Raw genomic sequence first — 13784 nt, forward strand, 5'->3', positions numbered from 1 at the left:
TGTGGGGTCTCCCCATGCGAGAGTAGGGAACTGCCAGGCATCAAACAAGCAGAAGGCCCAGTCGAAAGACTGGGCCTTTTGTCGTTTGATATTTATGCCCCTCTATATCTCCTGCTGCGTCTTATTGCGTTTTTGTTCTAAGCTTTCCCGTTCGTGAAACTTTTTCACCTTTCACATGCAGGCTCGACATTTTGCTTAATCCTGGTTATTGTCAGGCATCTGGATGTCTAAACGTTTAAACGTATGCAGTGAGGATATAAGGTTATGCCAATTCGGGTACCTGATGAGTTGCCAGCAGTGAATTTTTTGCGCGCGGAGAACGTCTTCGTGATGACCACGTCGCGCGCCAGTGTTCAGGAGATTCGTCCACTTAAGGTATTGATTCTCAACTTAATGCCGAAAAAGATTGAGACCGAAAATCAGTTCTTAAGATTGCTGTCGAATTCCCCGCTGCAACTCGATATCCAGCTATTACGCATTGATTCACGTGAGTCACGCAACACGCCGGCAGAGCATCTCAATAATTTCTACTGTAATTTCGAAGATATCTGTCATGAGAACTTTGATGGATTGATCGTGACGGGCGCGCCATTGGGTCTGGTGGAATTTAACGATGTCGCCTACTGGCCGCAGATCAAACAGGTTCTGGAGTGGGCGAAAGAGCACGTCACGTCTACGCTATTTGTCTGTTGGGCGGTACAGGCTGCTTTAAATATCCTGTACGGTATCCCCAAGCAAACGCGTCAGGAGAAGCTTTCTGGCGTCTATGAGCATTACATCACGCAACCCCATGCGTTGCTCACCAAAGGTTTTGACGATACTTTCCTCGCGCCACATTCCCGCTATGCCGATTTCCCGGCAGCGTTGATTCGCGACTACACCGATTTAGAGATCCTGGCGGAAACGGAGGGCGGGGATGCCTACCTGTTTGGCAGTAAAGATAAACGTATCGCGTTTGTCACTGGCCATCCTGAATATGATGCCGGAACGTTGGCGGGTGAGTACTTCCGTGATGTTGAGGCCGGGCTGACGCCTGAGGTGCCTTACAACTACTTCCCGAGCAACGATCCGCAGAACAAACCACGCGCAACCTGGCGCAGCCACGGCAATTTACTGTTCACCAACTGGCTCAACTATTACGTCTACCAGATCACGCCATACGATCTTCGCCATATGAATCCCACGCTCGATTAAGCGTTTCAGCACCTTACAGCAGGCACCTTCGGGTGCCTTTTTTGTTTCTGAAAACAGCTTCTTTGTATTATTTAACTTTTTTTAATTATAAAACATATACTTAAGATATTTATTTATTGAAAATGGAAATTGTTTTTGATTTTGGAAAATGTTTGAGTAGTCTTAATTGTGCTGAACGAAAAATACCCATGTGGGATCGCGTTCGCAATGCGCAGTTTCTGGACTGGATCAACATTGAGGATCAAGAGCATGACACAACAGGCAACGATGACCGAACTGACCTTCGAACAGCCTTTTGGCGAGCAGGAGCGGGAAATTCTGACACCAGACGCGGTGGAGTTTCTTTCTGAACTGGTAAGCCGCTTTACTGCCAAACGCAACCAACTGCTGGCTGAACGCGTAAAAGTACAGGCAGAAATCGATGGCGGTAAGTTGCCAGATTTTATTTCGGAAACAGCTTCCATTCGAAATTCGGATTGGACGATCCGTGGTATTCCTGATGATTTGCAGGATCGTCGCGTTGAAATCACCGGCCCGGTTGAACGCAAGATGGTTATCAACGCCCTGAATGCTAACGTCAAAGTGTTCATGGCCGATTTCGAAGATTCGCTGGCCCCGAGCTGGAGCAAAGTGATCGACGGTCAAATCAACCTGCGCGACGCTATTCGCGGCACCATCTCCTGGACCAATGAAGCCGGCAAAATTTACCAGCTCAAGCCCGATCCGGCGGTGCTGATTTGCCGTGTACGCGGTTTGCACCTGCCTGAAAAACACGTTACCTGGCAGGGTGAAGCCATCCCCGGCAGCCTGTTTGATTTCGCACTCTACTTCTTTCACAACGTGGATGCCCTGCTGGCCAAAGGCAGTGGCCCTTACTTTTATCTGCCGAAGACTCAGTCATGGCAGGAAGCCGCCTGGTGGAGCGACGTATTTAGCTTTGCGGAAGATCGTTTTGAACTGCCGCGCGGCACCATCAAAGCCACGTTGCTGATTGAAACCCTGCCTGCGGTGTTCCAGATGGACGAAATTCTTCACGCCCTGCGTGACCATATTGTTGGGCTGAACTGTGGCCGTTGGGACTATATCTTCAGCTACATCAAGACGTTGAAAAACCATCCTGACCGCGTATTACCGGATCGCCAGAGCGTAACGATGGAAAAACCCTTCCTCAACGCCTATTCGCGCCTGCTGATCAGAACCTGCCATCGCCGTGGCGCTTTCGCCATGGGCGGCATGGCGGCATTTATCCCCAGCAAAGACGCGGAGCGTAATAACTGGGTGCTGAATAAAGTCAAAGCTGACAAAGAGCTGGAAGCCCGCAACGGCCACGATGGCACCTGGATTGCCCATCCGGGCCTGGGTGATACCGTCATGGAGGTGTTCAATAAGGCGCTCGGCAGCCATAAAAACCAGCTCGACGTCACCCGTGAAGAAGATGCCCCGATTACCGCCGCTGATCTGCTGGAGCCTTGCCCCGGCGAACGCACCGAAGAAGGCATGCGCGCCAATATTCGCGTCGCGGTGCAGTACATCGAAGCCTGGATCTCCGGCAACGGTTGCGTACCCATTTACGGCCTGATGGAAGACGCCGCGACCGCTGAAATTTCCCGTACCTCTATCTGGCAATGGATCCACCACCAGAAAACGCTCAGCAACGGCAAACCCGTCACCAAAGCGCTGTTCCGCCAGATGCTGGCCGAAGAGATGCAGGTGATTCAGGAAGAGCTCGGCGAACATCGCTTCAGCCAGGGGCGCTTTGACGACGCGGCGCGCCTGATGGAGCAGATCACTATCTCTGACGAACTGGTCGATTTCCTGACCCTGCCGGGCTACCGCTTGCTGGCGTAATCAACCCTTAATAGCAACTACCCTATGGAGCATCTGCACATGACGACAACTCGTACCCAACAAATTGAAAAATTAGAACAAGAGTGGAAACAGGCGCGTTGGGAAGGGATCACGCGCCCGTACAGCGCGGAAGAGGTGGTGAAGCTGCGCGGTTCGGTTAACCCGGAATGCACCCTGGCGCAGCTGGGCGCGGCCAAAATGTGGCGTCTGCTGCATGGCGAATCGAAAAAAGGCTACGTGAACAGCCTCGGCGCGCTGACTGGCGGCCAGGCGCTGCAACAGGCGAAGGCGGGCATCGAGGCGGTTTATCTCTCCGGCTGGCAGGTGGCCGCAGACGCCAACCTGGCCTCCAGCATGTACCCGGATCAATCGCTGTATCCGGCTAACTCGGTCCCGGCAGTGGTGGAGCGGATCAACAACACGTTCCGCCGCGCGGATCAGATCCAGTGGGCATCCAATATCGAGCCGGGCGATCCGCGCTATGTGGATTACTTCCTGCCGATCGTCGCGGATGCCGAAGCCGGCTTTGGCGGCGTGCTAAACGCGTTTGAGCTGATGAAATCGATGATTGAAGCCGGTGCAGCGGCTGTTCACTTCGAAGATCAGCTCGCGTCGGTGAAGAAATGCGGACACATGGGCGGTAAAGTGCTGGTGCCCACTCAGGAAGCCATCCAGAAATTGGTTGCCGCACGTCTGGCTGCCGACGTGATGGGCGTACCGACATTGTTGATTGCGCGTACCGATGCCGATGCCGCTGACTTGATCACTTCCGACTGTGACGAGTACGACCGCGAATTTATCTCTGGCGAGCGCACCTCGGAAGGCTTCTTCCGCACCCATGCGGGCATTGAGCAGGCGATTAGCCGTGGCCTGGCCTATGCGCCGTATGCCGATCTGGTGTGGTGTGAAACCTCAAAGCCGGACCTGGAGCAGGCACGCCGCTTTGCGGACGCCATCCATGCCAAATTCCCCGGCAAACTGCTGGCCTACAACTGTTCGCCGTCGTTTAACTGGAAGAAAAACCTCGATGACAACACCATCGCCAGCTTCCAACAAGAACTGTCGGACATGGGCTACAAGTACCAGTTCATCACCCTCGCGGGCATCCACAGCATGTGGTTCAACATGTTCAACCTGGCGCATGCCTATGCGCAGGGCGAAGGCATGAAGCACTATGTTGAACGCGTTCAGGAGCCGGAATTCGCCGCCGCGAAAGAGGGCTACACCTTCGTTTCCCATCAGCAGGAAGTGGGCACCGGCTATTTCGATAAAGTCACCACCATCATTCAGGGCGGAGCCTCATCCGTCACGGCGTTGACCGGTTCGACGGAAGAGTCGCAATTCTGATAAGCCTGACGCCCTCTTCCTGACGGGAGAGGGCATCCACCTGATGGAGAATGCTATGCCGCGTGGGTTGGAATTGTTGATCGCGCAAACCATCCTGCAAGGGTTTGACGCGCAGTATGGCCGTTTTCTGGAAGTGACCTCCGGAGCGCAGCAGCGCTTCGAGCAGGCGGACTGGCAGGCTGTTCAGCAGGCCATGAAAAAGCGTATCCATCTGTATGACCATCACGTCGGCCTGGTGGTCGAGCAGTTGCGCTGTATCACCAATGGCAAAAGCACCGACGCCGACTTTTTATTGCAGGTCAAAAAGCACTATACCGAGCTGCTGCCCGACTATCCCCGTTTTGAAATTGCCGAGAGCTTCTTTAACTCCGTTTACTGCCGGCTGTTCGATCACCAGTCCCTGACGCCAGAGCGGCTGTTTATTTTCAGCTCGCAGCCGGAACGGCGGTTTCGCACCATTCCCCGTCCGCTGGCGAAAGACTTTTACCCAAAACAGGGCTGGCCCGCGCTGCTCACCCGGTTATTAAAAGATTTGCCGCTGCGTCTGCCCTGGCAGGATCTGGCCCGCGATGTGGGGTACATCATCAATCACCTCACCGAAACGCTGGGCGAGGAGATGCTGGATAAAGTGCATTTACAGGTCGCCAACGAGCTGTTTTACCGCAACAAAGCGGCCTGGCTGGTGGCAAAGCTAGTGTTGCCGTCCGGCACGCTGCCGTTCCTGTTACCCATCCACCGCAGCAATGAAGGCGAGCTGTTTATCGATACCTGCTTAACCCGCTCGGCGGAAGCCAGCATCGTGTTTGGCTTTGCGCGCTCTTATTTTATGGTGTACGCACCGCTGCCCGCTGCGCTGGTGGAGTGGCTGCGCGAGATCTTGCCCGGCAAAACTACCGCCGAACTGTATATGGCGATTGGCTGCCAGAAGCACGGCAAAACCGAAAGCTATCGCGAATACCTGAACTACCTGGCCCAGAGCAACGAGCGGTTTATCGAAGCGCCGGGTATTCGCGGCATGGTGATGCTGGTGTTCACGCTGCCTGGCTTCGACCGGGTGTTCAAAGTCATCAAAGATAAATTCGCCCCGCAAAAAGAGATGGACGAAGCCCACGTGCGCGCCTGCTACCAGCTGGTGAAGGAGCACGACCGCGTTGGGCGCATGGCGGATACCCAGGAGTTTGAAAATTTCGTGCTGGAAAAGCGCCAGATCGACCCGGCGCTGATGGCGCTGCTGTTGCAGGAAGCGCCACAGAAAATTACTGACCTGGGCGATAAGATAGCCATTCGCCATCTGTATATCGAACGGCGTATGGTGCCGCTGAATATCTGGCTGGAACAGGTGCAGGGCCAACAGCTGCGCGACGCCATCGAAGAGTACGGCAACGCCATTCGCCAACTGGCTGCCGCTAATATTTTCCCCGGCGATATGCTGTTTAAAAACTTCGGCGTTACCCGTCATGGCCGGGTGGTGTTTTATGATTACGACGAAATTTGCTACATGACCGAGGTGAATTTCCGCGATATTCCGCCGCCGCGTTACCCGGAAGATGAAATGGCGTCGGAGCCGTGGTACAGCGTCGCGCCGGGGGATGTCTTTCCGGAGGAGTTCCGGCACTGGCTTTGCGCCGATCCGCGCATCAAACCGCTGTTCGAGGAGATGCACGCCGAGCTGTTCCAGGCGGAGTACTGGCGCGCCTTACAGGAACGTATTCGTCACGGTCACGTGGAGGATGTGTATGCCTATCGACGGCGGCAGCGCTTTTGCCAGCGCTATGCGCGCCAGTCTGCCGATATTGCCGCCTCCTGAACAGGAGGCGGTATCGCTTTTAACGCACGCCGCCGTAAGCCAGCGTCACGTCTTTCGCCGCTTTGATCGCCATAGCGCCCAGCTCGGTTACCCGGTCATCGGTGATACGGGAAACCGGGCCGGAAATGGAGATCGCCGCAAACGGCTGGTGGTGCTCGTCATAAATGCACGACGCCACGCAGCGTAAACCCAGCGCATGCTCTTCATCATCGAACGAATAACCGCGCTTGCGGGTCTGCGCCAGGTCCTCTTTCAGATGGGCCGGGGAAACCAGCGTAGCGTGGGTGTAGGCGTGCAGCCCTTTGCGGTGCAGCAGCGCGGTAACGTCATCTTCAGGAAGCTGGGCCAGAAACGCTTTGCCCGCGCCGGACGCGTGCATCGGCAGCTTACCGCCAATAGGGGCGGACATACGCATCAACTGGGTGCACTGCACCTGGTCGATAATAATCGCCTGATGATCGCTCTGGTCCAGCACCGCCAGGTTAACGGTTTCGCCGGAGGCTTCCATCAGTTTACGCAGCATCGGGTGCACGATCGCCAGCAAGTTGCGGCTTTGCAAGAAGCTGCTGCCGACAATAAACGCATGGGCGCCAATTGACCAGTGGCCTAAATCGCCGACCTGACGAACAAACCCAAGCTGTTGCATGGTGGTAAGCAGGCGGTGGGTCGTAGAGTTTGGCAGCCCGGCCTGCTGAGCAAGCTCGGTCAGCGCCACGCTGCCGTGAGATTCGGAAATCCATTCAAGGAGCTTAAGCCCGCGCGTCAGCGATTGCACCTGGCCGGTAGCCTGGGGCGCAGGCGCCGCAGCGGCGGTGCGAGGTTTTTTTCCACGTTTAACGGGAACGGCGGCAACCATGGGTATCTCCTTTTTCTGTATCGTGGAAATAGTTTTCGTTTTATTTGAGTATAATGCAACCCTGGAGGAACTGATCGGATGAGTGCTGCGGCTGAACGGCAATTTTCATGAAATCCGCGCATGTGGCGCGTTTTATGAATGAACATCTCTCATGTTGCCGTCCTGTGACTTTTCGCCTGGGGCCGAGTGTGCCAGTATGAGCGCATGGCCTGACAGGGCTGAATATTGATCCGGGAGTAAGCGTGACTAACAACAGAGAAAAACTGCTTCAGCAGTTGAATGAACGTATTCTGGTGCTGGATGGCGGTATGGGGACCATGATCCAGAGCTATCGTCTGGAAGAAGCGGACTATCGCGGCGAGCGCTTCGCCGACTGGCCGTCCGATTTAAAAGGCAACAACGACCTGCTGGTCCTCACGAAACCGGAAACCATCGCCGCCATCCACTACGCCTATTTCGACGCTGGCGCAGATATTGTTGAAACCAACACCTTCAACGCCACCACTATCGCCATGGCCGATTACCAGATGGAATCGCTGTCGGCGGAAATAAACTACGAGGCCGCGAAGCTGGCGCGCGCCTGCGCCGATGAGTGGACGGCACGCACGCCGGAAAAACCGCGCTATGTCGCCGGGGTACTTGGCCCAACCAACCGTACCGCGTCGATTTCCCCGGACGTTAATGATCCGGCGTACCGCAACGTCAGCTTTAACCAACTGGTGGAAGCCTATCGCGAATCGACCCGGGCGCTGGTAGAAGGCGGCTCGGACCTGATCCTGATTGAAACCGTGTTCGACACCCTTAATGCCAAAGCCGCGATTTTTGCGGTCAAAACCGAATTCGAAGCGCTGGGCGTCGATTTGCCGATCATGATTTCCGGCACCATCACCGACGCGTCAGGCCGAACCCTTTCCGGGCAAACCACCGAAGCGTTCTATAACTCCCTGCGTCATGCCGATGCGCTGTCGTTTGGCCTGAACTGCGCGCTGGGTCCGGATGAGCTGCGCCAGTACGTGGCGGAACTGTCGCGCGTGGCTGAATGCTACGTCACCGCGCACCCCAACGCTGGTCTGCCGAATGCCTTCGGCGAATACGATTTAGATGCCGACGTGATGGCGGCGCAAATCGGCGAATGGGCGCAGGCGGGCTTCTTAAACATCGTCGGCGGCTGTTGCGGCACTACGCCAGCGCACATTGCCGCCATGAGCAAAGCCGTGGAAGGCGTCGCGCCGCGTAAACTGCCGGACATCCCGGTGGCCTGCCGTCTTGCCGGCCTGGAGCCGCTCAACATCGGTGCCGACAGCCTGTTCGTCAACGTGGGCGAACGCACCAACGTCACCGGCTCCGCCAAATTCAAACGCCTGATCAAAGAAGAAAAATACAGCGAAGCGCTGGAAGTGGCGTTGCAGCAGGTGGAAAGCGGCGCGCAAATCATCGATATCAACATGGATGAAGGGATGCTCGACGCTGAAGCGGCGATGGTGCGTTTCCTGAATCTGATTGCCGGTGAGCCGGATATCGCCCGCGTGCCGATCATGATCGACTCCTCAAAATGGGATGTCATTGAAAAGGGCCTGCAATGCATTCAGGGTAAAGGCATCGTTAACTCTATCTCTATGAAAGAGGGGGTTGAGACTTTTATTCATCATGCGAAGTTGGTACGCCGTTATGGCGCAGCCATGGTGGTGATGGCATTTGACGAAGTCGGCCAGGCCGACACCCGCGAGCGCAAAATCGAGATCTGCCGCCGGGCCTACAAGATCCTCACTGAAGAAGTAGGCTTCCCGCCGGAAGACATTATTTTCGACCCCAATATCTTCGCTGTGGCGACGGGGATTGACGAGCACAATAATTACGCCCAGGACTTTATCGGCGCGTGTGAAGACATCAAGCGCGAACTGCCGCATGCCATGATTTCCGGCGGCGTGTCGAACGTGTCGTTCTCCTTCCGCGGTAATGACCCGGTGCGCGAAGCCATTCACGCCGTGTTCCTTTACTACGCCATTCGCAACGGCATGGACATGGGGATCGTCAACGCCGGGCAACTGGCGATTTATGACGATCTGCCAGCGGAACTGCGCGACGCGGTGGAAGATGTGATCCTCAACCGCCGCGAAGACGGCACCGAGCGTTTGCTGGAGCTGGCGGAAAAATTCCGTGGCAGCAAAGGTGACGATGCTGCTAATGCCCAGCAGGCCGAGTGGCGCAGTTGGGATGTGGCGAAACGCCTCGAATACTCGCTGGTGAAAGGCATCACCGAATTTATCGAAGACGATACCGAGCAGGCGCGCCAGCAGGCAGCGCGCCCAATTGAGGTGATTGAAGGGCCGCTGATGGCGGGTATGAACGTGGTGGGCGATCTGTTCGGCGAAGGGAAAATGTTCCTGCCGCAGGTGGTAAAATCCGCGCGCGTAATGAAGCAGGCGGTGGCCTACCTCGAGCCCTTTATCAACGCCAGCAAAGAGCAGGGCAGAAGCAATGGAAAAATCGTACTGGCGACGGTGAAAGGCGACGTTCACGACATCGGTAAAAACATCGTCGGGGTGGTATTGCAGTGTAATAACTACGAAATCATCGATCTTGGCGTGATGGTGCCGACGGAAAAAATCCTCAAAACCGCGCGCGAAGTGAATGCCGATATTATCGGCCTCTCCGGGCTTATTACCCCGTCGCTGGATGAAATGGTCAACGTTGCTAAAGAGATGGAGCGCCAGGGCTTTACGCTGCCGCTGCTGATCGGCGGCGCGACCACGTCTAAAGCGCATACCGCGGTGAAGATTGAACAGAACTACAGCGGCCCGACGGTTTACGTGCAGAACGCCTCCCGTACCGTGGGCGTGGTATCGTCGCTGCTGTCCGATACGCTGCGCGATGATTTTGTGGCGCGGACGCGTAAAGAGTACGACACCGTGCGAATTCAGCATGGCCGTAAAAAACCCCGCACGCCGCCGGTTAGCTTGCAGGTGGCGCGCGATAATGATCTGGCATTCGACTGGGAGAGCTACACCCCGCCGGTGGCCCATCGACTGGGCGTGCAGGAAGTCACGGCGAGCATCGAAACTCTGCGTAACTATATCGACTGGACCCCGTTCTTTATGACCTGGTCGCTGGCCGGTAAATACCCGCGCATTATGGAAGATGACGTCGTCGGCGAAGAGGCCAAGCGCCTGTTTAAAGACGCTAACGATTTACTCGACCAGCTCAGCGCCGAAAAAACGCTGAATCCGCGCGGCGTGGTGGGGCTGTTCCCGGCTAACCGCGTGGGCGACGATGTTGAGGTGTATCGTGACGAAACGCGCACGCATGTGCTGGCGGTCAGCCGCCATCTGCGCCAGCAAACTGAAAAAGTCGGCTTCGCCAACTACTGCCTGGCGGATTTCGTCGCCCCCAAACTGAGCGGCAAAGCGGATTACCTGGGTGCCTTTGCGGTGACCGGGGGGCTGGAGGAAGACGCGCTCGCCGAGGCGTTCGAAGCGCAGCACGATGATTACAACAAAATCATGGTCAAAGCGGTGGCCGACCGTCTGGCTGAAGCGTTTGCTGAATATCTGCACGAGCGGGTGCGTAAAGTCTACTGGGGCTACGCCGCTAATGAAAACCTCAGCAACGAGGAGCTGATCCGCGAGAACTACCAGGGCATCCGTCCTGCGCCAGGCTATCCGGCCTGCCCGGAGCATACCGAAAAGGCCACCATCTGGCAGTTACTGGATGTGGAAACCCGCATCGGCATGAAGCTCACCGAATCATACGCCATGTGGCCAGGGGCGTCGGTTTCCGGCTGGTACTTCAGTCATCCTGACAGTAAGTACTTCGCGGTGGCCCAGTTGCAAAAGGATCAGATTGAGGATTATGCGCAGCGTAAAGGGATGAGCGTGAGTGAGGTAGAACGGTGGTTGGCGCCGAACCTCGGCTACGACGCCGACTGACATGGCTGGCCTGGCTTACTTGCCATTTTGAACCTGGGCAGTGCTCGTGACAGTCACGTACTGCGTGTACGCTCCTGTCACTGCGCGCTGTCCGTGTTCAAACTGGCTGCGCCGCCGACGGCCAGCCACTCGGCTGGTTGAAATAAAATCTCTCGCTGTCATCAAAATGTCATTTTTATTTACAACATACAGGGCGCCATCACGGCGCCTTGTCTCTTTCTTACGTTTATCCCCTTATACTGAGTTAGGGGTTAGCCCTTTTGTGATGCCCATTCGCAGGCAGTACGGCAGGCAAATGGGTTGGCCCCAGGGAACCATAACGAGAAGGAGAAACTGTGTTAACTCTTTTGCACCTGCTTTCGGCAGTGGCGCTGCTGGTGTGGGGCACGCATATCGTGCGCACCGGCGTAATGCGCGTGTACGGTGCGCGGCTTCGTAGCGTACTCAGCCGGAGTGTCGAGAAAAAACCGCTCGCCTTCTGTGCGGGCATTGGCGTAACCGCGCTGGTTCAGAGCAGTAATGCCACCACCATGCTGGTGACCTCGTTCGTCGCCCAGGATCTGGTGGCATTAGCGCCCGCGCTGGTGATTGTGCTGGGGGCCGATGTGGGGACCGCCATCATGGCGCGTGTCCTGACCTTCGACCTGTCATGGGTTTCGCCGCTGCTGATTTTTCTCGGGGTGGTGTTCTTCTTAAGCCGCAAACAGAGCCGCGTCGGGCAACTGGGGCGGGTCTCTATCGGGCTTGGCCTGATTCTGCTGGCGCTGGAACTGATCGTCCAGGCCATGACGCCGATTACCGAAGCGTCCGGCGTTAAAGTTATCTTCGCCTCGCTGACCGGCGACATCCTGCTGGATGCCCTGATTGGCGCGATGTTTGCGGTAGTGAGTTACTCCAGCCTTGCTGCCGTCCTGCTCACCGCGACGTTCGCCGCTACTGGTGTGATCTCCTTCGATGTGGCGCTGTGCCTGGTCATCGGTGCCAACCTCGGCTCCGGCATCCTGGCGATGCTCAACAACGGCACCGCGACGCCCAATGCTCGCCGCGTGGCGCTGGGGAGCCTGCTGTTCAAGTTGGTAGGCAGTCTGCTGGTGCTGCCGTTCGTCCACGTACTGGCGGACGCGATGCAAAAACTGCCGCTGCCCGATTCGGAACTGGTGATCTATTTCCACGTCTTCTACAACCTGATTCGCTGCATTGTGATGGTGCCCTTTACCGGGCCGATGGCGCGCTTCTGCCGACGGGTTATCGCCGACGCGCCGGAACTGGATATGCGCCTGAAGCCGAAACACCTTGATCGCACCGCGCTGGATACCCCGGCGCTGGGCCTGGCCAATGCCGCGCGCGAAACGCTGCGTATGGGCGATGCCCTTGAGCAGATGCTGGAGCTGTGGAGCAAGGTGATGCACGGCGAGCCGCGTCAGGAAAAAGAGCTGCGCAAACTGGCGGACGATGTAGAAGTGCTGCATATCGCCATCAAGCTTTATCTGGCGCAGATGCCGAAAGAGGATCTGGCTGAGGAAGAGTCGAAGCGCTGGGCGGAAATCATTGAAATGTCGCTTAACCTCCAGCAAGCCGCCGAGATCCTTGAGCGTATGGGCAGTGAAGTGGCGGATAAATCCCTGGCGGCACGACGGGCCTTTTCCCCTGCGGGCCTGGAGGAACTGGACCACCTGCTGGGGCAACTGAGTAACAATCTGAAACTGGCGCTGTCGGTATTTTTCTCGGGCGACGTCGCCAGCGCTCGGCGTCTACGCCGCAACAAACACCGCTTCCGGATCATGAACCGTCGCTACGCCCATGCGCACGTTAATCGTCTGCATCAGCAGAACGTGCAAAGCATCGAAACCAGTTCGTTGCACCTCGGTCTGCTGGGGGATATGAAGCGTCTGAACTCGCTGTTTTGCTCGGTGGCTTATAGCGTACTGGAACAGCCAGATGACGACGACGAACGCGACGAGTAGCGTTTGCGAGACAGATTCAACTACCCCGCGTAATACGGGGTGGTTGTTTAAATACTTTGGAATACAGCGCGTAAGAATAAAATCCTCTGGATGAAATACCCGTCTATCCACGTTACCGTCTGGCGAAACACAACGACGAGGCTAGAACATGACCGGTTATTCTCATACAATGAGGCTCTTCATGCGCATTCCAATGGGGGTAATCATGCGCACCTCTGTGACCACGAAAAAATCAGTGAACGTTTCATTGGCACCCGAACTGCTTGAAGAAGCCAGAAAGCAAAACATTAATCTTTCCGCCTTGCTGACGGAGGCGTTGGTCGAGACGTTCCGAGAAAATCAACGTAGCGAATGGTTAAAAGAGAATCAAAACGCCATCGCCGCGCTTAATCAGATGGTGGAAGAAAACGGTTCATTCAGTGACTTTCAACGGACATTCTGATGCAGCAATACGTCGCTTATGAAAACCAGGGAACAGGGAAAGCGGTTTATCCCTTCCTCATTGCTATGCAGCACCCCGTAGCCAATGTGCTGAAGCATGTGCTGGTTATACCTGCTATAGAACTTGCCCGGTTCAACGGATCTTCGCCGCCTGCTAAGATTTGCCCGGTCGTTACGATCGCGGGTCAACAATATATTGCGATGACGCACATGATGGCGGGGCTACCGGCGAAAGAGCTGGGTGAAGCGGTTGCCGATCTTAGCCTTTATCGACCTGTACTTCGTGATGCCGTCGAATTTCTGCTAAACGGCTATTAAGCCAGCCTCGCCGGGTGAAAACAACGAATCCTGAGATGTGATTCTCGCTGTACGAAACCAGCGTCAGGTAAGGTATAGTCCGC

General features: G+C 56.0%; 9 protein-coding genes. 8 read left to right on the plus strand and 1 reads right to left on the minus strand.

Going from position 1 to position 13784, the window contains the following annotated elements:
- Positions 1 to 264 precede the first annotated feature (264 nt).
- The 4 genes from metA (at position 265) to aceK (ending at position 6196) form a co-directional block, all read left to right on the plus strand.
- Complete coding sequence (gene metA, locus RT120_RS09410; RefSeq protein WP_312982078.1) at positions 265 to 1194, plus strand: homoserine O-succinyltransferase; 930 nt, start codon at positions 265 to 267, stop codon at positions 1192 to 1194.
- Positions 1195 to 1443: 249 nt separating this feature from the next.
- On the plus strand, positions 1444 to 3042 hold the full coding sequence (gene aceB, locus RT120_RS09415) for a malate synthase A (RefSeq protein WP_312982080.1): 1599 nt from the start codon (positions 1444 to 1446) through the stop codon (positions 3040 to 3042).
- A gap of 24 nt (positions 3043 to 3066) precedes the next feature.
- Positions 3067 to 4389 carry an isocitrate lyase gene (gene aceA / locus RT120_RS09420; protein WP_312982081.1) on the plus strand — a complete coding sequence of 441 codons (1323 nt, stop codon included), beginning with the start codon at positions 3067 to 3069 and terminating at the stop codon, positions 4387 to 4389.
- Between the two features lie 55 nt (positions 4390 to 4444).
- Entirely contained in the window at positions 4445 to 6196 is a 1752-nt protein-coding gene (gene aceK / locus RT120_RS09425; RefSeq protein WP_312982083.1) for a bifunctional isocitrate dehydrogenase kinase/phosphatase, read from the plus strand.
- Positions 6197 to 6215: 19 nt separating this feature from the next.
- Here aceK and iclR read toward each other — a convergent pair whose 3' ends face one another.
- A complete protein-coding gene (gene iclR / locus RT120_RS09430) occupies positions 6216 to 7052 on the minus strand; it encodes a glyoxylate bypass operon transcriptional repressor IclR (RefSeq protein ID WP_312982085.1) in 837 nt (278 codons plus the stop codon).
- Positions 7053 to 7294: 242 nt separating this feature from the next.
- Here iclR and metH point away from each other — a divergent pair, with 242 nt between their 5' ends.
- The 4 genes from metH to RT120_RS09450 all read left to right on the plus strand — a co-directional run bounded on the left by metH (position 7295) and on the right by RT120_RS09450 (position 13701).
- Positions 7295 to 10978, plus strand: a complete 3684-nt coding sequence (gene metH / locus RT120_RS09435; protein ID WP_312982086.1) for a methionine synthase — start codon at positions 7295 to 7297, stop codon at positions 10976 to 10978.
- A gap of 335 nt (positions 10979 to 11313) precedes the next feature.
- Positions 11314 to 12942, plus strand: coding sequence for a Na/Pi cotransporter family protein (locus tag RT120_RS09440; RefSeq protein WP_312982087.1), 1629 nt, complete (start codon positions 11314 to 11316; stop codon positions 12940 to 12942).
- 181 nt (positions 12943 to 13123) lie between these two features.
- Entirely contained in the window at positions 13124 to 13384 is a 261-nt protein-coding gene (locus RT120_RS09445) for a type II toxin-antitoxin system CcdA family antitoxin (RefSeq protein ID WP_312982089.1), read from the plus strand.
- Complete coding sequence (locus tag RT120_RS09450) at positions 13384 to 13701, plus strand: CcdB family protein (protein WP_312982090.1); 318 nt, start codon at positions 13384 to 13386, stop codon at positions 13699 to 13701. The genes RT120_RS09445 and RT120_RS09450 overlap by 1 nt, the downstream gene beginning before the upstream one ends.
- The last annotated feature ends 83 nt before the right edge of the window (positions 13702 to 13784 follow it).

The organism is Atlantibacter sp. (genome assembly GCF_032062175.1).
GTDB lineage: Bacteria > Pseudomonadota > Gammaproteobacteria > Enterobacterales > Enterobacteriaceae > Atlantibacter.